Raw genomic sequence first — 18812 nt, forward strand, 5'->3', positions numbered from 1 at the left:
GTGCGTGCAGGTTCTCACTGCGTGAGATTGCGTTATGGATGGTATTTTCCTGCAGCAACTGGTCAACGGCCTGACCCTCGGGTCGGTCTATGGCCTGATCGCCATCGGCTACACAATGGTCTACGGCATCATCGGCATGATCAACTTCGCCCACGGCGAGGTTTACATGATTTCCGCTTACCTCGCGGCAATCAGTCTGGCTCTGCTGGCTTACTTCGGTATCGAATCCTTCCCGCTGCTGATGCTCGGCACCCTGGTCTTCACCATTGTCGTCACGGGGGTGTATGGCTGGGTCATCGAACGCATCGCCTACAAACCACTGCGCAACTCCACCCGACTGGCGCCGCTGATCAGCGCCATCGGTATCTCCCTGATCCTGCAGAACTATGCCCAGATCAGTCAGGGCGCCCGCCAACAGGGTGTTCCGACGCTGCTCACCGGCGCCTGGCGCATCGACGTCGGCTCGGGCTTCGTCCAGCTGACCTACACCAAAGTCTTCATTCTCGTGGCCGCATTCATCGGCATGGGGTTGCTGACCTATGTGATCAAGTACACCAAGCTCGGCCGCATGTGCCGCGCCACCCAGCAGGACCGCAAAATGGCCTCGATCCTGGGGATCAACACCGACCGGGTGATTTCCTACGTGTTCATCATCGGTGCGGCGATGGCGGCCCTGGCCGGCGTGCTGATCACCATGAACTACGGCACGTTCGACTTCTACGCAGGCTTCGTCATCGGCATCAAGGCGTTTACCGCCGCGGTGCTCGGCGGGATCGGCTCGCTGCCCGGCGCCATGCTCGGCGGGATCATCCTCGGGATCTCCGAGTCGCTGTTCTCGGGTCTGGTCAACTCCGACTACAAAGACGTGTTCAGCTTCTCGCTGCTCGTACTTGTTCTGGTCTTCCGGCCTCAAGGCCTGCTGGGCCGTCCTCTTGTGTCGAAGGTGTAAGCGATGTCTTCAACCACAGCAAAATCCATTGATGTCAAAAAAAGCCTGGTTGAGGCGATACTCGCCGGTCTGATCGCCCTGATCGTGTTCGGGCCGATCGTCGGCGTGGTACTCGACGGCTACAGCTTCAACCTCGAACCCACCCGTGTGGCGTGGATCATTGCCATCGTCATGGCGGGGCGGTTTTTCCTGAGCCTGTTCCTGCAGACGCCCAGGGGTCTGAAAATTCTCGAAGGATTCGAGAGCACCGGCTCCGGCGTGCATGTGCTGCCACCGGACTACAAGTCGCGCCTGCGCTGGATCATCCCGGTGATGATCGCCATCGCCGTGGCGCTGCCGTTCTTCTCCAATTCCTACCTGCTGGGCGTGGTCATCCTCGGGTTGATCTACGTGCTGCTGGGCCTGGGGCTGAACATCGTGGTCGGTCTGGCCGGTCTGCTCGACCTGGGTTACGTGGCGTTCTACGCCATCGGCGCCTATGGTCTGGCGCTCGGTTATCAGTACCTCGGTCTGGGCTTCTGGACAGTGCTGCCACTGGCGGCCATCACTGCTGGCCTGGCCGGTTGCATCCTCGGTTTCCCGGTGCTGCGCCTGCATGGCGACTACCTGGCGATCGTGACCCTGGGCTTCGGTGAAATCATTCGTCTGGTACTCAACAACTGGTTGTCCCTGACCGGCGGCCCGAACGGCATGCCGGCGCCACTGCCGACCTTCTTCGGTCTGGAATTCGGCAAGCGGGCGAAGGATGGCGGGGTACCGTTCCACGAGTTCTTCGGCATCGCCTACAACCCGGACGTGAAGTACTACTTCATTTATACGGTGTTGTTCCTGGTGGTTCTGGCCGTGCTGTACATCAAGCATCGTCTGGTGAAAATGCCGGTCGGCCGCGCCTGGGAAGCCCTGCGTGAAGACGAGATCGCCTGCCGCTCGATGGGGCTGAACCACGTGCTGGTCAAACTCTCGGCGTTCACCATCGGCGCCTCCACGGCAGGCCTGGCGGGTGTGTTTTTCGCCACCTATCAAGGTTTCGTCAACCCGACCTCGTTCACCTTCTTCGAATCGGCGCTGATCCTTGCCATCGTCGTGCTCGGTGGCATGGGCTCGACCATCGGCGTGGTGATCGCCGCGTTCGTGCTGACGGTTGCCCCGGAACTGTTGCGCAGCTTTGCCGAATATCGCGTGCTGCTGTTCGGCATCCTGATGGTGTTGATGATGATCTGGCGACCTCGCGGACTGATCCGCATCAGCCGTACCGGGGTCACTCCACGCAAAGGTGCCATTCACTATGAGAGGGCTGCGCCATGAGTGAAGTCGTACTCTCTGTTGAAAAACTGATGATGCACTTCGGTGGCATCAAGGCCTTGAGCGACGTCAGCCTGAAGGTCAAACGCAACTCGATCTTCGCCCTGATCGGCCCCAACGGCGCCGGCAAGACCACGGTGTTCAACTGCCTGACCGGGTTCTACAAGGCCTCCGGCGGCAAGATCGAACTCAACGTGCGAGGCCGGCAGACCAATGTCATCCAACTGCTGGGCGAGTCGTTCAAACCAACCGACTTCGTCTCGCCGAAAAACTTCGCCAGTCGCCTGTACTACAAGATGTTTGGCGGCACTCACCTGGTGAACCGCGCGGGCCTGGCCCGGACCTTCCAGAACATTCGCCTGTTCAAGGAAATGTCGGTGCTGGAAAACCTGCTGGTGGCCCAGCACATGTGGGTCAACCGCAACATGCTGGCCGGCATCCTCAACACCAAGGGCTATCGCAAGGCCGAAAGCGATGCGCTGGACTGCGCGTTCTACTGGCTGGAAGTGGTGGATCTGGTGGACTGCGCCAACCGTCTGGCCGGTGAGTTGTCCTACGGCCAGCAGCGTCGTCTGGAGATCGCCCGGGCCATGTGCACGCGGCCACAGATCATCTGCCTCGACGAACCGGCCGCCGGCCTCAACCCTCAGGAAACCGAAGCGCTGAGCGCGATGATCCGGCTGCTGCGCGACGAGCACGATCTGACCGTGGTGCTGATCGAACACGACATGGGCATGGTCATGAGCATTTCCGATCACATCGTGGTACTGGACCACGGCATTGTCATCGCCGAGGGCGGTCCGGACGATATCCGCCACGATCCGAAAGTAATTGCGGCTTATCTGGGCGCCGATGAAGAGGAAGTCGTATGACGCAACCCATCCTCGAACTCAAGGAACTGGACGTGTTCTACGGCCCGATCCAGGCCCTCAAAGGCGTCTCGCTGCAGATCAACGAAGGGGAAACCGTCAGCCTGATCGGCTCCAACGGCGCCGGCAAGTCGACCCTGCTGATGTCGATCTTCGGCCAGCCCCGGGCGGCGGGCGGGCAGATCCTCTATCAGGGCGTGGACATCACCCACAAGTCATCGCACTACATCGCCTCCAACGGCATCGCGCAGTCGCCGGAAGGGCGGCGGGTGTTCCCCGACATGACCGTCGAGGAAAACCTGCTGATGGGCACCATCCCGATCGGCGACAAATATGCGAAGGAGGACATGCAACGCATGTTCGAGCTGTTCCCTCGGCTCGAAGAGCGCCGCAATCAGCGTGCAATGACCATGTCCGGCGGCGAGCAGCAAATGCTCGCCATCGCCCGGGCGCTGATGAGCCGGCCAAAGTTGCTGCTGCTGGATGAACCGAGCCTGGGGCTGGCGCCGATCGTGGTGAAACAGATCTTCGCCACCCTGCGGGAACTGGCGAAAACCGGCATGACCATTTTCCTCGTCGAGCAGAACGCCAACCATGCGTTGAAACTGTCCGACCGGGCGTATGTGATGGTCAACGGCGAGATTCGCCTCAGTGGCACCGGTCAGGAACTGCTGGTGAACGAGGAGGTGCGTAACGCCTATCTTGGCGGGCACTGAGTTCTCAGGTTTTCCACAGCGATACAGAGCCCCGAGACGCGAGTCCCGGGGCTTTTTTGTATCCAGAATCGATCACGATCCACGCCATTCCCGAAATTGTGGAAAACAAAATCCGGAACCTGCCAAAGCGCGACATATAGACGCTGCAAATGGCTGTTTTTCCACCGTTTTGACTTGTCCCCGGTTGCTGTGGAGCCGGCTGTGAATAACGTGGGAGTAGCTGGCTGAAAGCCTTTAAAGACGTGGTCTTCAGGCGAACGGTCGTTTTTTGAACAGGCCGTTTGCCGGTAGCGCCCAGCCGTTTTGTCAACCTTTTTATGGCTGCGGGAAAGCACGGGATCGTCTGTGCGCAAGCCTGTGGATAAGTCTGTGATCAAACTCTGGAAAGACTGCGCAGAGCGCCGTGATTGCTGGCCCCGGGCAAGCAGGGTGGTGACCGGTCGGTCGTGCGCAATGCCATGCCCGGCATAATCGGCGGATCCGGGTCAAGCGAAATACTTTGCCTTCGTCGCGCAAAGCCTTGTGTGGCGCGGCTTTGCGCTTTTCCACTTGCCCCCGGAAACTGTGGAAGGGCATGTGGATAACATGCGGGCATGTGGCTACAGGCCACGTCAGACAAGGCGTTGAGCCGGTTGATCAAATTCTGAGCAGAAATGTCCGCCGGTCGATGGTTGCTCGTGAATGCCGGGCCGGGCATGCTGCCTGCTGATTTTCTATTCCAATGGCTACCCCGGGTGGCCGAAGCAAGGAGAACACGATGTCCAACACCCTGTTTATCACCGGCGCGACGTCCGGTTTTGGTGAAGCCTGTGCCCGTCGTTTTGCCGAGGCCGGCTGGAAACTGGTGCTGACCGGTCGTCGTGAAGAACGCCTCAACGCGCTGTGCGCCGAGCTGTCGAAGCAGACCGAAGTGCATGGCCTGGTGCTGGACGTACGTGACCGCAAGGCAATGGAGGAGGCGATTGCCAACCTGCCGCCGTCGTTCGCCAAACTGCGCGGCCTGATCAACAACGCCGGTCTGGCGCTGGGCGTGGACCCGGCACCGAAGTGCGACCTCGACGATTGGGACACCATGGTCGACACCAACGTCAAAGGCCTGATGTACGGCACCCGCCTGTTGCTGCCACGCCTGATCGCCCACGGTCGCGGCGCCGGCATCGTCAACCTCGGTTCCATCGCCGGCAACTACCCGTACCCGGGCAGCCACGTTTATGGCGCGACCAAGGCGTTCGTCAAACAGTTCTCGCTGAACCTGCGTTGCGACTTGCAGGGCACCGGCGTTCGCGTGAGCAACATTGAGCCGGGTCTGTGCGAGAGCGAGTTCTCGCTGGTGCGCTTCGGCGGTGACCAGGCGCGTTATGACGCAACCTACGCCGGCGCCGAGCCGATCCAGCCGCAGGACATCGCCGAGACGATTTTCTGGGTGCTCAATACCCCGGCGCACATCAACATCAACAGCCTGGAACTGATGCCGGTGAGCCAGACCTGGGCGGGTTTTGCCATCGAGCGTAACAAGATCTGACACAGCGTAACGGCTAATCGCTGGCAAGCCAGCTCCCACAGGTATCGCGGCAATCCCGGAATTTCGCCGCACCGATAACCCTGTGGGAGCGAGCTTGCTCCGGGCGGCGATCCGACGATGGGGCCGGAACAGGCAAATCGCCGCATAAGGTAGACTCCTTACTCAACAACCCCACCGCACCCTGCGGTTTTCAAGGTGTTTCGAGGAGTCAAAGTGAGTAACCGAGGTGAGCAGTCGCTGCTCAAACAATCGACCCTTCTGATGTTTGCCGTGTCGATTGCCGGGATCGTCACCGGTTTTGTATCGGGTTCCCAATCCATCCTGTTCGATGGTTTTTTTTCGCTGATTGCAACGTTCATCAAAGTCCTGATGCTGATCACGGCGAAGCTGATCGCCAAGCAGAGCAACCACCGCTTCCAGTTCGGTTTCTGGCATCTGGAACCGATGGTGCTGCTGATCGAGGGCAGTTTCCTGTTATTGATCGCGATCTACGCGTTTCTCAACGGCGTGTTCGGCATCATCAATGGCGGTCGTGAAATCGAACTGGGGCTGGTGATCATCTACGCGGCGGTGTTTACCGTTGTCGAATTCGCCTACTTCTTCTACGTGCGTCACCGCAATCGCAAGCTCAAGTCGAGTCTGATCCAGTTCGACAACATCAGCTGGCTGGTGGACGCGATGCTGTCGGTTGGCCTGTTGATCAGTTTCCTCGTGGCGTTGCTGCTCAAATCCCGGGGCTATGGCGAATGGGCCAAATTCGTCGACCCGCTGATTCTCATCGTACTGGCCCTGACCATGCTGCCGCCGGCCTTCAAGATCCTCGGCCCGGCGCTGCGTGACGTGCTCGGCATTGCGCCGGACACGCTGGATGAGCAGGTGCGCGAAGTGATGGAGGCGGCGAAGGTCGAGCATGGTTTCGACGATTACGTGTCCTACGTGCAGAAGCACGGGCGGGCGCGATTCATCGAGATTCATGTGGTGTTGCCAGCGGATTACCGGCTGCAGAGTGTCGGTCAGCTGGATGTGCTGCGCGAGGCGATTTCCGCGAAGCTGGGCAAACCGGATGCGGCGCGCTGGCTGACCATCAGTTTTACGGGTGACAGGAAGTGGATTGCCTGAGGTTATGTGGCGAGGGAGTTTGCTCCCTCGCCACTGTTGTCAGCCCAGATAATCGGCGAGGCCGCGATAGCAGGTCGCCAGGTGATACGGCGTGGTCGAGGGCATGTCCTTGCGGCTGACCTCGCCCTGTTCGTCACGGCATTCATGCCAGCCGCCGACATGCAGGAAACGCTGCTGCAACGCCTGCAACTGGCGCAGCACGGCAGCTTCGCTGCCCGGACGCAAGGTCAGGGCACGCAGGTATTCGGCCTGGGCCCAGATGCGCTGGGTCGAATCTTTCGGGCGCCCGTCCAGATTCAGGTCGAGCATTGCGCGAACGGCACCGGACGGTCGCACCACGCCGTACTGCTCGGTGAAGGCAAACGCCCGGTCCAGCGCGGCATGCAGTTTCGAACCGCGCAGCAGCGGCGAAGATTCCAGCAGGAAGTACCACTCGAATTGATGACCCGGCTCGTACCAGTTATCCACAGCCCCCAGCGGTTTTTCCATCAGCACACCGGCCTGCGGATCGACGAAGTGCTTGTGCATGGCTGTGCATAACTCGCTCAGCGCCTGCTTGACCGGCGCATCTTCGCGCACGGCCAGCGTGGCCAGGAAGGCTTCGGCCAGGTGCATCAGCGGGTTCTGCAACGGGCCGGTTTCCAGCGTGGTCCAGTCGCGGTCGAGGCAGGCTTCGTAGAGACCGTCGCCGGTGGCGAAACGCCGGCCGATGACTTCCAGCGCTGCATTGAGGGTCGATTCGACCAACGGCTCGCGAGACTTTTCCCAGTAATGAGCGCAGGCGAACAGGATGAACGCGTGGGTGTAGAGGTCCTTGCGCTGATCCAGCGGTTTGCCCTGGGGATCGATGCTGTAGAACCAGCCGCCGTGCTCGGCATCGTGGAAGTGTCGTTGCAGGGAGCGGAACAGCGCGGCCGCCCGTACTTCGGCGTTATCCACAACCCCGATCAGGCTGGAAAACAGATACAGCTGCCTTGCGCAGGCCATGGCCCGATAGCGCTGCGGTGGCAGCGGCTGATGCGCGGCGTCCAGCGCCTCGTAAGGCAACGCCATGTCGGCGTTCCAGCCAGGTCCTTGCCAGAGGGGCACGATCACGTTCAGGAAATGCTGTTGCACTTCACCGAACAGGGCGGTCAATTCAGGCAGGGAGGTGGAGCGGGAAGCGTGGGGCATGGGCGGACGTCGTCACGGCTGGGGCGATTGCGCGACATGGTAGCAGAGAGACCGGCCTTGGAGACGCAGTGTCTGTCAGTCCGCCTTCGCGAGCGGGCTCGCTCCCACACGGGTCACGTTGAACACAATATTTGTGAGCAACACAAAACAACTGTGGGAGCGAGCCAGCTCGCGAAGAGGCCAGTTCAAGCGATGGAAATCAGCCGGTCAGCAACCACGCGCCAGTCACCGCCGAAGCCGCTCCGGCCAGTCGAACCAGCGGTGCGGCAGCCTGAGGCAGAAAGCGCACGACGGCATAACCGGCCGCATGCAGGGCTGCTGTCGCGACCACGAAACCGGCGGCATACGCCCACGGGCTCGACATGTCCGGCAGCTCCAGACCATGGGCCACGCCATGGAACAGCGCAAACAGCGCCGTTGCGGCCACTGCCATCGCCAGTGGCAGACGCACCGCCAGCGCCACCGCCAGACCCAGCGCCAGCACTGAAGCGGCAATCCCGCCTTCCAGCGCCGGCAACTCCAGCCCTTCAAACCCGAGCATCCCGCCGATCAGCATGGTGCCGACAAAGGTGCACGGCAGCGCCCAGCGCGCCGCGCCTTGCTGCTGCGCGGCCCACAGACCGACGGCCACCATCGCCAGCAAATGGTCGAGGCCGCCGATCGGGTGGCTGATGCCGGCCACCAGACCAGAATCGCCGTGGCCGGGGTGGGCGAAGGCCAGGGCCGGTGTCAGCAGCAGTGCGACGGCGCCGAAAATGCGTTTGAGTGTCATGGATAAGCTTCCTTGTTGATCAGTGAATCAGGCTGCCGTCAGCAGGCCCTGGCGTTCGATGAAGGCGATGATGTCTTCCAGGCCCTGCCCGGTTTTCTGATTGCTGAACACGAACGGCTTGCCGTTGCGCATGCGCTGGGTGTCGCTGTTCATCATCTCCAGCGAGGCGCCGACCAGCGGCGCGAGGTCGATCTTGTTGATCACCAGCAGGTCGGATTTGCAAATGCCGGGCCCGCCCTTGCGCGGCAGCTTGTCGCCGGCCGATACGTCGATCACGTAGATGGTCAGGTCGGACAGTTCCGGGCTGAAGGTCGCGGAAAGGTTGTCACCTCCGGACTCCACCAGAATCAGATCCAGCCCCGGAAAGCGCCGGTTCAGTTGATCCACGGCTTCGAGGTTGATCGAGGCGTCTTCGCGAATCGCGGTGTGCGGGCAGCCGCCGGTTTCCACGCCGATGATGCGCTCCGGTGCCAGCGCTTCGTTGCGCACCAGAAAGTCGGCGTCTTCACGGGTGTAGATGTCGTTGGTGACAACCGCCAGGTTATAGCGCTCGCGCAGCGCCAGACACAGGGCCAGGGTCAACGCGGTTTTGCCGGAACCGACCGGGCCGCCGATGCCGACGCGCAGGGGTTGTGTGTGCATGAGATTCTCCAGACTGAAAGGCCCTAGGAACGGAACAGGCGGCTGTACTGGCGCTCATGGGCCATGCACGCCAGGGACAGACCGAACGCGGCGCTGCCGAGGTGTTCGGGATTGATTCGGGTGGCGTCCTGCTGCGCCTGTTGCAGCAGCGGCAGCAGTTCGCTGGTCAGGCGCTGGGCGGCTTGCTGGCCCAGCGGCAGGGTTTTCATCAGCACCGCGAGCTGGTTTTCCAGCCAGCTCCACAGCCATGCGGCGAGGGCGTCCTGCGGGCTGATCTGCCAGGCGCGGGCGGCCAGTGCCCAGCACAGGGCCAGATGCGGTTCGTTGCAGTGTTCGAGAAAGTCCCGTGCAGCCTGATCAAGTTCGGGCAAGCCGTTGAGCAATTGCTGCAGCGAATAACCCATCTGCCGGCTCTCCAGATGCAGTTCGCGGGTTTCGCGGCTGGCGCGGTGGCTTTCGCAGATACGCCGCAGCTCATCCCAGTTTTCATCCGCAGCCGCCTGGCAATGGGCAAGCAGCAGGGGGGCTTCGAATCGCGCGAGATTGAGCAGCAATTGATCGCTGATCCAGCGCCGGGCGCTGTCCGGGTTGTTCACTCGGCCGTTATCCACCGCCATTTCCAGACCCTGGGAATAGCTGTAGCCGCCAATCGGCAGTTGCGGACTGGCCAGGCGCAGCAGCGCCCAGGCCGGGTTCACAAACGTACGCCGAACTGGTGGAGTTTCGGCGCGTAGTTGAAGTCTTCGTCGCCGTGACGCGAATGGTGATGGCCACCGCCGTAGGCGCCGTGTTCCGGCTGGAACGGCGCCTCGATGGATTCAACCTGCGCGCCCAGCTGTTCCAGCATCGCCTTGAGCACGTAATCGTCGAGCAGACGCAACCAGCCGTCACCGACTTGCAGTGCGACATGGCGATTGCCCAGGTGATAGGCCGCGCGGGTCAGTTCGAAGACGTTGGCGCAGGTGACGTGCAGCAGTTGTTCGGAGCGGGCGCAGACCCGGACGATCCGGCCATCTTCGGCTTGCAGGCATTCGCCGTCATGCAGCGGCGGTTGACCACGCTCCAGAAACAGCCCGACGTCTTCGCCTTCGGCACTGAAACAGCGCAGGCGGCTTTTGCTCCTGGCCTCGAAGGTCAGGTGCAATTCGGCGGCCCAGAGGGGTTGAGGGTCGATTCGGCGGTGAATCACCAGCATCGGAAAGCTTCCTGCCATTGACAATGCTCAGGCTAGAGCAAGGGGCTTGCCAACCGGACGATATGTAGGAAAACCCTGTCGGAGCGTAGCGGATGTTTCAAGATGTTGCAGGATTGTGAGGTGTTTTGGTGCGTGAAGTTTTTTACATGCACCCTTTTGCGGCACAAAAAAATCGCAGCCTTGGCTGCGATCTTTTGGTGACTCACTCGGTACTCCCGAGTCCTTGCCAATGCTTGAGCCCGATAAAGATGAAGCGCAGTTGCTGGGTCATCTTCGCCTGCGGCGTCAAATGCTCGGGCAGGGCTTCGGATGGCGGGTCAATGATGTCCGGCAGGGTGGCGAACACCGACTTGACGATCAGGTCGGCCATCACGCTCAAGCCTTCGCGATTGAGGTGTTGCAGCTTGGGCATCAAGGCCAGGTCCGCCGCGAGGTCGGAGCTGATGTCCTCACGCAAGCGGCCAATGGCCTGACGCACCGGCAACGATCCGCCGTACTGCTCACGAGCCAGAAACAGGAATTGCGAACGGTTGGCGCTGACCACGTCGAGGAAGATCCGCACCGAGGCATCGATGATTCCGCCCATGACGAATTCGTTATGGCGGACCAGGCGAATGGTTTCGCGGAAGGTCTGGCCGACTTCGCTGACCAGTACCAGGCCGAGTTCATCCATATCGGCGAAATGCCGGTAGAAACCGGTGGGCACGATGCCGGCGGTTTTCGTCACTTCACGCAGGCTCAGGCTGCCGAATCCTCGGCCGCTTTCCATCAGGTGGCGGGCAGCGTCCATCAGGGCGTTGCGGGTCTGTTGTTTCTGTTCGGCGCGGGGCAGCATCGCAAGGGTGTGTTCTTAGGCAAGACAAGCGCCGCACTCTAGCAAATCGGCTTTGTCGGCGTCGAACGGCAGCGGGGATACAGCGGGATTTCGCGACTTCTTCATACCGGCTCCTGAAAAGTCAAAAGCCCAATCCGGGGATTGGGCTTTTTTTCCAGGCCGCCACGGGCTTAGCTCAAGGCGCTGTTGCGTTCGATCACGCGGTCACCACCACCTTCGGCCAGGGTTTGACCTTGTGGGGTCTTGTCGTAGCCGTCAGCTGCGAGGGTCTGACCTTGAGGGGTCTTGTCGTAGCCGTCAGCAGCCAGGGTCTGACCTTGTGGAGTCTTGTCATAACCGTCCTGGACCAGGCCTTTCTCTTCCAGACGATCACGGCCGCCTTCGGCTAAGGTTTGACCTTGTGGAGTCTTGTCATAGCCATCTTGAACCAGACCTTTTTCTTCCAGGCGGTTACGACCGTTTTCAGCCAGGGTCTGGCCTTGTGGCGTGCGGTCCGAACCATCAGCAGCAACGGTCTGGCTGAACACCGAGTGGCTGGATTTCACTTGCGGAGTAGCCTGATCGGCAGCTGGCAGAGCGAAAGCGGTGCTGGCCAGCATCGAGAGGGCAAAACTGAACAGAATTTGGCGTTTCATGATGGGTTGCTCCTTGGGAGGGCGATAAAGTGGGTACGAAGCCAATGCTACTCTCGATAAGTCGATATAAAAGTTCATAAACACAATGGTAATAATCAACAGAATTGATTGTTCGCTTGGGAGGCTCTAGCTCGGGCGTTTCAGGCGAGCGGTTTTGCACCGGAGTGGGTATTTTCCACCCACTTTTGCCTCGCAAAAGTGCGGGGGCGGTAACGTCAACTCGACCGATCGGTCAGCAGTGCGACCGTTTTTTGGCCTCGATGGGGCTTTCGATTAAACCTGCGGGCTGTTTGCCAGTCGTAGACTTCATGAGGGCCTGGCAAGGCCCGTCGTTCAAGCGGTGTCGATCCGCCGTCGTTTTCAGGAGCTTTGTGCATGACGCGCAGCCGTAAAATTTTCGTCTGGACCTTCGCCACCCTCGTGCTGCTGCTGGCGGTGCTGGTCCTGATCATCGTGTTCTTCGACTGGAACCGGATCAAACCGCCGCTCAACGCCAAAGTTTCGGAAGAACTGCACCGAGCGTTCGCCATCAATGGCAACCTCGCCGTGGTCTGGCAGCGCGAGCCGGACGAGGGCGGCTGGCGCGCCTGGGTGCCGTGGCCGCATGTGGTGGCCGAAGACCTGACCCTGGGTAACCCGGACTGGTCGAAGCAACCGCAGATGGTCACCCTCAAAAAGGTCGAGTTGCGCATCTCTCCGCTGGCCTTGCTGGCGCAACGGGTGACGATCCCACGCATCGACCTGACCGAGCCCAACGCGCAATTGCAGCGTCTGGCCGATGGCCGCGCCAACTGGACGTTCAAGTTCGATCCCAAGGACCCGAATGCCGAACCGTCTAACTGGGTGGTGGACATCGGCGCCATCGGTTTCGACAAGGGCCACGTCACCCTGGACGACCAGACCCTCAAGACCAGTCTCGACCTGTTGATCGATCCACTGGGCAAGCCGATTCCCTTCAGCGATATCGTCGGCGACAAAGCGGCGAAAACCGCATTGGAGAAGGGTGGTGCGCCGCAGGATTATGCGTTCGCACTTAAAGTCACAGGCCAGTACCACGGCCAAAAGCTCGCCGGCCAGGGCAAGATCGGCGGTCTGCTGGCCTTGCAGGATGCGGCGAAACCGTTCCCGCTGCAGGCTCAGGCGAAAATCGGCGATACCAGCATCGAGCTGGCCGGCACGCTGACCGATCCACTGAACCTCGGCGCCCTCGATCTGCGCCTCAAACTGGCGGGCGCCAGCCTCGGCAATCTCTATCCGCTGACCGGCGTGACCCTGCCGGACACGCCGCCGTATTCCACCGACGGTCATCTGATCGCCAAACTCCATGAGCCGGGTGGCGCGCAGTTCCGCTACGAGCAGTTCAACGGCAAGATCGGTGGCAGCGACATTCACGGTGACCTGGCCTACGTCGCCAGTCAGCCACGACCCAGACTCAGCGGGGCGCTGCTGTCCAATCAACTGCTGTTCGCCGACCTCGCGCCGCTGATTGGCGCGGATTCCAATGACAAGCAGAAGGCCCGTGGTGGCGAGAGCAAGCAACCGGCGGACAAGGTGCTGCCGGTGGAGGAGTTCAAGACTGACCGCTGGCGGGCGATGGACGCCGACGTCGAGTTCACCGGCAAGCGCATCGTCCACAGCGAGAAGCTGCCGTTCACCGACCTCTATACCCACCTCAAACTCAATGACGGCGAGCTGAGCCTTGAGCCGCTGCGCTTTGGCGTCGCCGGCGGCAATCTCGATGCGCAGATCCGCCTCAACGGCCGCACCGAGCCACTGGAAGGGCGGGCGAAACTGACCGCGCGCAAGTTCAAGCTCAAGCAACTGTTCCCGACCTTCGAACCGATGAAGACCAGTTTCGGCGAGCTCAACGGCGATGCCGACATCAGCGGGCGCGGCAACTCGGTGGCCAAACTGCTGGGCGGCGCCAACGGCAATCTGAAGATGTTGATCAACGACGGCGCCATCAGCCGTGAGTTGATGGAACTGGCAGGACTCAACGTCGGCAACTACGTGGTCGGCAAGGTGTTTGGCGACAAGGAAGTGAAGATCAATTGCGCGGCGGCGGATTTCGATATCAAGACCGGCCTGGCGACGACGCGACTGTTCGTGTTCGATACCGAGAACGCCATCGTCTACATCGACGGCACGGCAAACATGGCCACCGAGCAACTGGACTTGACCGTGACGCCGGAATCAAAGGGCTGGCGGCTGATCTCCCTGCGTTCGCCGTTGTACGTGCGCGGCAAGTTCATCAAGCCTGACGCCGGAGTGAAAGCGGTGCCGCTGATGCTGCGCGGTGCCGGCATGGTGGCGCTGGGCGTGATCGCCGCGCCGGCGGCGGGGCTGCTGGCACTGGTGGCGCCGAGTGGCGGCGAACCTAATCAGTGCGCGCCGTTGCTGGAGCAGATGAAGGCGGGCAAGGCACCTGTCACGGTGAAACCTACGAAATGATCGGTGATTGACAGGGCCTCTTCGCGAGCAGGCTCGCTCCCACACTTGAAATGCATTCCAGTGGGAGCGGGCCTGCTCGCGAAGGCGATTTTCGCCAGAATTACAGGTCTTTCAGGATGTCCGCCATGTCATCGGCATGCTCTTCTTCCTGAGCCAGGATGTCTTCGAAGATGCGCCGGGTGGTCGGGTCTTTATCGCCGATGTACTGGATGATTTCACGATAGCTGTCGATGGCGATCCGTTCGGCTACCAGGTCTTCGTAGACCATTTCCTTCAGGGTTTTGCCCGCCACGTATTGCGCGTGGGACAGCTTCGACAGCAGGTCCGGGTTGAACTCGGGCTCGCCACCCAGTTGCACGATGCGCTCGGCGAGGCGGTCGGCGTGATCCGCTTCCTGCGTGGCGTGCTCAAGAAACTCGTCGGCGGCGACGTTGGCTTTCAGGCCGTTGGCCATGAAGTAATGGCGCTTGTAGCGCAATACGCAGACCAGTTCGGTGGCCAGCGATTCATTGAGCAGGCGCAGCACTTCCTCACGATTGGCGCTGTAGCTTTCGGTCACCGCGCCGTTTTCGACGTGTTGTCGTGCGCGCTCGCGCAGGGTTTGAACATCAGACAGATGCAGGTCGCTCATTTCAGTCTCCTGGAGGCTAATCCGGTGGGCGCCACGTTCGGCCGACGTGATCGCTACCCAGGTTGTGAGTGATGCGAGCGGCAAAAAGTTTTATGTATTTTTCGCGGGTCTCGGCGACAGCCCGGACAACTGCGCCTCTTCCTGCAACCAGGTGAAGAATGCCCGCACCGGGGGATGCCGCTCGCGCCCCGGCACGCAAAGTGCGCTGTAACCGGCGCCATCGACCTGCACCTCGCCCTTGTACGGCACCAGCAAACCGCTGGCGACGTTCTCCGACACCAGAATGTTGCTCGCCAGCACCAGCCCTTGTCCGGCGATGGCCGCCTGCAGGGCGTAATGTTCTTCGTCGTATTCGCGCACGGCCGGGTGCTTATTCAGCCAGTGCTCTCCCGACTGCGCGCACCAGGCTTCCCAGCCGTGGGCATACAGCTTCGAGTTATGCCAGCGCACGCTGATCAGCGTCGGAGTGCGACGGGCGGCCAGCGCCACTTGTTCCGGCGAGCCGTAGACGCCGAACGATTCATCGAACAGGCACAAGCCGTACAGGTTCGGGTAATCGTCGAGGCTGTAGCGCAATACCAGATCGACGCTGGCGTCCTGATGCAGGTCGATCACTTCGCAATGGGTGTCCAGCCGCACGTTGATATTCGGATGTTTCGCGTAAAACCGACCCAGTCGCGGCACCAGCCACAGTGCGGCGAACGCCGCGGTGGTCGACAGTGTCAGGCTGCTGACGCTGCGTTGCGGGCGCAGGGTGTCGACGCTTTGCGCCACTTCCAGCAGCGCGCCGTGCAGGCTGCGGAACAGCCGCTCGCCGCCCTCGGTCAGGCGTACCTGACGCGGCAGACGCTCGAACAGCGCCACGCCGAGCCAGTCCTCCAGCGAACGGATCTGATGGGAAATCGCCGTTGGTGTCACCGCCAGTTCTTCGGCGGCAGCCTTGAAACTCAAGAGGCGCGAGGCGGATTCGAAGGCGCGCAGGGCGGTCAGTGGCAATGACGCGAACATGACAACTCCATGGATGAAAGCAATTCATCCAGACTGATTTTTGCTCATTTGAGGCAACAACTGAATGGCTGCAATCTGCCGCCACACAGTCATTCAAGTCTAGTGCCAAAGGAGTTTCAGATGAGCAAGATTCTTGCGATCCATGCCAGCCCACGCGGCGACCGTTCCCATTCTCGGCGTCTGGCGGAAGGTTTTCTCAGCGCCTGGCAAGTCCGTCATCCTCAGGCTCAAGTCACTCGTCGCGAAGTTGGCCGGGCACTGATTCCGGCGGTCAACGAGGCGTTTGTCGCTGCGGCGTTTTACCCCGAGCCCGAAACACGGCCGCTGACGATGCAGGCCGATCTGGCCCTCAGCGACCAACTGGTGGGCGAGTTGTTCGATCATGACCTGCTGCTGATTTCCACGCCGATGTACAACTTCAACGTGCCCAGCGGTCTCAAGGCCTGGGTCGACCAGATCGTGCGGTTGGGCCTGACGTTCGACCATACCCTGGACAATGGCATCGCCCAGTACACGCCACTGTTGCGCGGCAAAAAAGCGCTGATCGTCACCACGCGCGGCGGCTTCGGCTTCGGCCCGGGCGGCGAGCTGGAGGCATTGAACCACGCCGATCCTTGGCTGCGCACGGCGCTGGGTTTCATCGGTATCAACGACGTCTCGGTGGTCGCTGCCGAGGGCGAAGAATCCGCCGAACGCACCTTCGCGGTGTCGGTGGCCGAGGCCGAGCAGCGCTTGCTCGATCTCGCCCGGGAGTTCTAGGTGGCCTGGCTGTTTCTGCTGATCGCCGCCGGTTTCGAAGTCACCTTCGCCATGGGCATGAAGTACGCCGAGGGTTTCACCCGGCTCTGGCCCTCACTGATTACCGTGGTCGCGGCGGTGGGCGGGATTTATTTCCTGACCCTGGCGATGCGCGAATTGCCGGTCAGCATCGCCTACCCGATCTGGACCGCCATCGGTTCACTGGGCACGGTGTTTCTCGGTTTTGCGCTGCTGGGCGAGAGCCTGACGCTGGTGAAGGTGCTGTCGGTGGGGCTGATTGTGGCGGGGGTGGTGGGGCTGAAGTAGGCTGGTCGTGGAGTTGTCATCATCACGGAGGATGCTTGGCGGGCGTTTTGCACGTCATGCAACCACCCACCGACCACAGGGATGTCTGCCTATGTCGCAGGAATCGGCCACACGTTATCCACTGGTGCTGGTGCCGGGAATGCTCGGTTTCATCCGGCTGGTGCTGTACCCGTACTGGTACGGGATCATCAAGGCGCTGCGTCGGGGCGGGGCGACGGTGATTGCGGTGCAGGTGTCGCCGCTCAATTCCACCGAAGTGCGTGGCGAGCAGTTGCTGGCACGTATCGATGAAATCCTGCGCGAGACCGGTGCCGCCAAAGTCAATCTGTTCGGTCATAGCCAGGGCTCGCTGACGGCGCGTTACGCGGCGGCCAAGCGCCCGGATCTGGTGGCCTCGGTGACCTCGGTGGCCGGGCCCAATCACGGTTCGGAACTGGCCGACTATCTGGCGAAACATTATCCGGCGGACAGCGCCCGGGGCCGCATCCTCGAGGCACTGTTGCGGTTTGTCGGCTGGTTGATGGCGCTGCTGGAAACCGGTTACCACGGGCCGAAACTGCCGGTGGATATCCATGCTTCACATCATTCACTGACCACTGAAGGCGTGGCGCTGTTCAACCAGCGTTATCCACAGGGCCTGCCTGATACGTGGGGCGGGCACGGGCCGGAGGAGGTCAACGGCGTGCGCTATTACTCGTGGTCCGGCACCTTGCAGCCGGGCAAGACCGACCGTGGCGGCAACCTGTTCGACGGCACCAACCGCAGCTGTCGGTTGTTCGCCAAAACCTTCGTGCGCGAGCCGGGGCAGTGCGACGGCATGGTCGGACGCTTCAGCTCGCACCTCGGTACGGTCATCGGGGATGACTACCCACTGGACCACTTCGACATCGTCAACCAGTCGCTGGGACTGGTCGGCAAAGGCGCGAACCCGGTGCGGCTGTTTGTCGAGCATGCGGCGCGGTTGAAAGCCGCTGGTTTATAGCCATGTGGGAATCAGGCAACGCTGACTCGGCGACCGAGGACAGTGGTCCAGCGTTCGGAAAGAATCACCCCGCCCAGCGTCAGTACGCCGCCGACCAGGTGATACATCGCCAGTTGTTCCTTCAACACCACCGCAGCAATCAGCGCCGTGATCAATGGCAGCAGGTTGAAGAACAGCGTGGTCCGGCTCGGCCCCAGGCGCTGCACGGCCTGCATCCACGCCAGCGGCGCGAGCATCGAGGCCAGCAGGCACGCGTAGAGCACCAGCGGAATGTTCTGCAGGGTCAGACCGGTTTTCGGCGATGCGGCGTACAGCGGAAACAGCACCACCACCGCCACCAGCACCTGCAAATACAGCAACACCAGAGGCGGCAGGCGCAGCTGCCATTTTTTCAGCAGGGTGCTGTAGATCGCGTAGGCGAGGGTGGCGATCAGCATCATCGCGTCACCCAGGTTCACTCCGTGTTGCAGCAGTGCGCCGAGGCTGCCGGACGACACCACCACCAGCACCCCGGCGAAGGACAGCACCGCACCGACCAGCGCGCCGGCGGTCAGGCGCTGGCCGAGGCTGATGATCGCCATGGCCAGCGACATCAACGGCATCAGCGACAGAATGATGCCCATGTTGGTGGCGCTGGTCATCGTGGCCGCGAAATAGGCCAGGCTCTGATAGACCGCCATGCCGAGCACGCCGAGAATGAAGATCTTGCCCAGGTTCGGGCGGATCTGCGGCCAGTGCGCAATCACCTTCCCGAGCATGAACGGGGTGAACAGCAGACCGGCGAGCAGCCAGCGGTAGAAGCCGATCTCGGCGGGGAAAATGGCACCGACCGCGAGTTTGTTGATCACGGTGTTGCCGGCCCAGATGAAAATCGCCAGCAGGGGAAACGCGTATTGCATGGGAAGAGAAACCAGTACGTTGATGAGCGCTGATTATCCCTTGTCCG

The 18812-nt window shown here is 61.3% G+C and carries 20 protein-coding genes; 10 read left to right on the top strand and 10 right to left on the bottom strand.

Annotation, left to right across the window (positions count from 1 at the left end; all coding sequences use genetic code 11):
* The first annotated feature begins 34 nt into the window (after nucleotides 1–34).
* The 6 genes from ACK6BI_RS00980 to ACK6BI_RS01005 all read left to right on the top strand — a co-directional run bounded on the left by ACK6BI_RS00980 (nucleotide 35) and on the right by ACK6BI_RS01005 (nucleotide 6477).
* On the top strand, nucleotides 35–949 hold the full coding sequence (locus tag ACK6BI_RS00980; protein WP_065258799.1) for an ABC transporter permease subunit: 915 nt from the start codon (nucleotides 35–37) through the stop codon (nucleotides 947–949).
* 3 nt (nucleotides 950–952) lie between these two features.
* Nucleotides 953–2254, top strand: a complete 1302-nt coding sequence (gene livM, locus ACK6BI_RS00985) for a high-affinity branched-chain amino acid ABC transporter permease LivM (RefSeq protein ID WP_065258800.1) — start codon at nucleotides 953–955, stop codon at nucleotides 2252–2254.
* Entirely contained in the window at nucleotides 2251–3123 is an 873-nt protein-coding gene (locus ACK6BI_RS00990) for an ATP-binding cassette domain-containing protein (protein WP_409315645.1), read from the top strand. Before livM ends, ACK6BI_RS00990 begins: the two co-directional genes overlap by 4 nt.
* On the top strand, nucleotides 3120–3836 hold the full coding sequence (locus ACK6BI_RS00995) for an ABC transporter ATP-binding protein (RefSeq protein WP_065258802.1): 717 nt from the start codon (nucleotides 3120–3122) through the stop codon (nucleotides 3834–3836). The genes ACK6BI_RS00990 and ACK6BI_RS00995 overlap by 4 nt, the downstream gene beginning before the upstream one ends.
* A gap of 757 nt (nucleotides 3837–4593) precedes the next feature.
* Entirely contained in the window at nucleotides 4594–5358 is a 765-nt protein-coding gene (locus ACK6BI_RS01000) for an SDR family oxidoreductase (RefSeq protein ID WP_409315646.1), read from the top strand.
* Between the two features lie 213 nt (nucleotides 5359–5571).
* Nucleotides 5572–6477, top strand: coding sequence for a cation diffusion facilitator family transporter (locus ACK6BI_RS01005; protein WP_409315647.1), 906 nt, complete (start codon nucleotides 5572–5574; stop codon nucleotides 6475–6477).
* Nucleotides 6478–6516: 39 nt separating this feature from the next.
* Here the strand turns inward: ACK6BI_RS01005 and ACK6BI_RS01010 are convergent, their stop codons facing one another.
* The 7 genes from ACK6BI_RS01010 to ACK6BI_RS01040 all read right to left on the bottom strand — a co-directional run bounded on the left by ACK6BI_RS01010 (nucleotide 6517) and on the right by ACK6BI_RS01040 (nucleotide 11729).
* Nucleotides 6517–7650, bottom strand: a complete 1134-nt coding sequence (locus ACK6BI_RS01010) for an AGE family epimerase/isomerase (protein WP_409315648.1) — start codon at nucleotides 7648–7650, stop codon at nucleotides 6517–6519.
* Nucleotides 7651–7849: 199 nt separating this feature from the next.
* A complete protein-coding gene (locus tag ACK6BI_RS01015; RefSeq protein WP_409315649.1) occupies nucleotides 7850–8422 on the bottom strand; it encodes a HupE/UreJ family protein in 573 nt (190 codons plus the stop codon).
* A gap of 27 nt (nucleotides 8423–8449) precedes the next feature.
* Nucleotides 8450–9064: an urease accessory protein UreG gene (ureG, locus tag ACK6BI_RS01020; protein ID WP_409315650.1), complete on the bottom strand. Its 615-nt coding sequence runs from the start codon at nucleotides 9062–9064 to the stop codon at nucleotides 8450–8452.
* Between the two features lie 23 nt (nucleotides 9065–9087).
* Nucleotides 9088–9762, bottom strand: coding sequence for an urease accessory protein UreF (locus tag ACK6BI_RS01025; protein WP_409315651.1), 675 nt, complete (start codon nucleotides 9760–9762; stop codon nucleotides 9088–9090).
* On the bottom strand, nucleotides 9759–10259 hold the full coding sequence (gene ureE, locus ACK6BI_RS01030) for an urease accessory protein UreE (RefSeq protein ID WP_409315652.1): 501 nt from the start codon (nucleotides 10257–10259) through the stop codon (nucleotides 9759–9761). The genes ACK6BI_RS01025 and ureE overlap by 4 nt, the downstream gene beginning before the upstream one ends.
* Nucleotides 10260–10461: 202 nt before the next feature.
* Nucleotides 10462–11094 carry a TetR family transcriptional regulator gene (locus tag ACK6BI_RS01035; RefSeq protein ID WP_065258809.1) on the bottom strand — a complete coding sequence of 211 codons (633 nt, stop codon included), beginning with the start codon at nucleotides 11092–11094 and terminating at the stop codon, nucleotides 10462–10464.
* A 170-nt stretch (nucleotides 11095–11264) separates the two neighbouring features.
* Complete coding sequence (locus ACK6BI_RS01040; protein WP_409315653.1) at nucleotides 11265–11729, bottom strand: hypothetical protein; 465 nt, start codon at nucleotides 11727–11729, stop codon at nucleotides 11265–11267.
* A gap of 375 nt (nucleotides 11730–12104) precedes the next feature.
* Between ACK6BI_RS01040 and ACK6BI_RS01045 the strand changes: the two genes are divergently transcribed.
* On the top strand, nucleotides 12105–14180 hold the full coding sequence (locus ACK6BI_RS01045) for an AsmA family protein (protein WP_409315654.1): 2076 nt from the start codon (nucleotides 12105–12107) through the stop codon (nucleotides 14178–14180).
* A 100-nt stretch (nucleotides 14181–14280) separates the two neighbouring features.
* Here ACK6BI_RS01045 and ACK6BI_RS01050 read toward each other — a convergent pair whose 3' ends face one another.
* Complete coding sequence (locus ACK6BI_RS01050; protein WP_409315655.1) at nucleotides 14281–14811, bottom strand: bacterioferritin; 531 nt, start codon at nucleotides 14809–14811, stop codon at nucleotides 14281–14283.
* A 90-nt stretch (nucleotides 14812–14901) separates the two neighbouring features.
* Nucleotides 14902–15819 (bottom strand): LysR substrate-binding domain-containing protein, encoded by a 918-nt coding sequence (locus ACK6BI_RS01055; protein ID WP_409315656.1) that lies wholly within the window; start codon nucleotides 15817–15819, stop codon nucleotides 14902–14904.
* Between the two features lie 120 nt (nucleotides 15820–15939).
* Between ACK6BI_RS01055 and ACK6BI_RS01060 the strand changes: the two genes are divergently transcribed.
* From ACK6BI_RS01060 to ACK6BI_RS01070, 3 genes are all read left to right on the top strand, one after another.
* Complete coding sequence (locus ACK6BI_RS01060; RefSeq protein ID WP_409315657.1) at nucleotides 15940–16578, top strand: FMN-dependent NADH-azoreductase; 639 nt, start codon at nucleotides 15940–15942, stop codon at nucleotides 16576–16578.
* Nucleotides 16579–16884 (top strand): DMT family transporter, encoded by a 306-nt coding sequence (locus ACK6BI_RS01065; protein ID WP_409315658.1) that lies wholly within the window; start codon nucleotides 16579–16581, stop codon nucleotides 16882–16884.
* 91 nt (nucleotides 16885–16975) lie between these two features.
* A complete protein-coding gene (locus tag ACK6BI_RS01070) occupies nucleotides 16976–17866 on the top strand; it encodes an alpha/beta fold hydrolase (RefSeq protein ID WP_409315659.1) in 891 nt (296 codons plus the stop codon).
* An 11-nt stretch (nucleotides 17867–17877) separates the two neighbouring features.
* Here ACK6BI_RS01070 and ACK6BI_RS01075 read toward each other — a convergent pair whose 3' ends face one another.
* A complete protein-coding gene (locus ACK6BI_RS01075) occupies nucleotides 17878–18765 on the bottom strand; it encodes a DMT family transporter (protein WP_409315660.1) in 888 nt (295 codons plus the stop codon).
* Nucleotides 18766–18812: the final 47 nt, after the last annotated feature.

It is taken from the genome of Pseudomonas sp. KCJK9016, from assembly GCF_046231795.1.
GTDB classification, from domain to species: domain Bacteria; phylum Pseudomonadota; class Gammaproteobacteria; order Pseudomonadales; family Pseudomonadaceae; genus Aquipseudomonas; species Aquipseudomonas bananamidigenes.

What these genes read in the sequence shown, in the direction of transcription:
- ACK6BI_RS00995 (WP_065258802.1), top strand. Translation starts at nt 3,120, where the DNA reads ATGACGCAACCCATCCTCGAACTCAAGGAACTGGACGTGTTCTACGGC.
- ACK6BI_RS01070 (WP_409315659.1), top strand. Translation starts at nt 16,976, where the DNA reads ATGTCGCAGGAATCGGCCACACGTTATCCACTGGTGCTGGTGCCGGGA.
- ACK6BI_RS00980 (WP_065258799.1), top strand. Translation starts at nt 35, where the DNA reads ATGGATGGTATTTTCCTGCAGCAACTGGTCAACGGCCTGACCCTCGGG.
- ACK6BI_RS01035 (WP_065258809.1), bottom strand. Translation starts at nt 11,094, where the DNA reads ATGCTGCCCCGCGCCGAACAGAAACAACAGACCCGCAACGCCCTGATG.
- ACK6BI_RS01055 (WP_409315656.1), bottom strand. Translation starts at nt 15,819, where the DNA reads ATGTTCGCGTCATTGCCACTGACCGCCCTGCGCGCCTTCGAATCCGCC.
- ACK6BI_RS01040 (WP_409315653.1), bottom strand. Translation starts at nt 11,729, where the DNA reads ATGAAACGCCAAATTCTGTTCAGTTTTGCCCTCTCGATGCTGGCCAGC.
- ureE (WP_409315652.1), bottom strand. Translation starts at nt 10,259, where the DNA reads ATGCTGGTGATTCACCGCCGAATCGACCCTCAACCCCTCTGGGCCGCC.
- ACK6BI_RS01050 (WP_409315655.1), bottom strand. Translation starts at nt 14,811, where the DNA reads ATGAGCGACCTGCATCTGTCTGATGTTCAAACCCTGCGCGAGCGCGCA.
- ureG (WP_409315650.1), bottom strand. Translation starts at nt 9,064, where the DNA reads ATGCACACACAACCCCTGCGCGTCGGCATCGGCGGCCCGGTCGGTTCC.
- ACK6BI_RS00990 (WP_409315645.1), top strand. Translation starts at nt 2,251, where the DNA reads ATGAGTGAAGTCGTACTCTCTGTTGAAAAACTGATGATGCACTTCGGT.
- ACK6BI_RS01060 (WP_409315657.1), top strand. Translation starts at nt 15,940, where the DNA reads ATGAGCAAGATTCTTGCGATCCATGCCAGCCCACGCGGCGACCGTTCC.
- ACK6BI_RS01045 (WP_409315654.1), top strand. Translation starts at nt 12,105, where the DNA reads ATGACGCGCAGCCGTAAAATTTTCGTCTGGACCTTCGCCACCCTCGTG.
- livM (WP_065258800.1), top strand. Translation starts at nt 953, where the DNA reads ATGTCTTCAACCACAGCAAAATCCATTGATGTCAAAAAAAGCCTGGTT.
- ACK6BI_RS01015 (WP_409315649.1), bottom strand. Translation starts at nt 8,422, where the DNA reads ATGACACTCAAACGCATTTTCGGCGCCGTCGCACTGCTGCTGACACCG.
- ACK6BI_RS01075 (WP_409315660.1), bottom strand. Translation starts at nt 18,765, where the DNA reads ATGCAATACGCGTTTCCCCTGCTGGCGATTTTCATCTGGGCCGGCAAC.
- ACK6BI_RS01000 (WP_409315646.1), top strand. Translation starts at nt 4,594, where the DNA reads ATGTCCAACACCCTGTTTATCACCGGCGCGACGTCCGGTTTTGGTGAA.
- ACK6BI_RS01010 (WP_409315648.1), bottom strand. Translation starts at nt 7,650, where the DNA reads ATGCCCCACGCTTCCCGCTCCACCTCCCTGCCTGAATTGACCGCCCTG.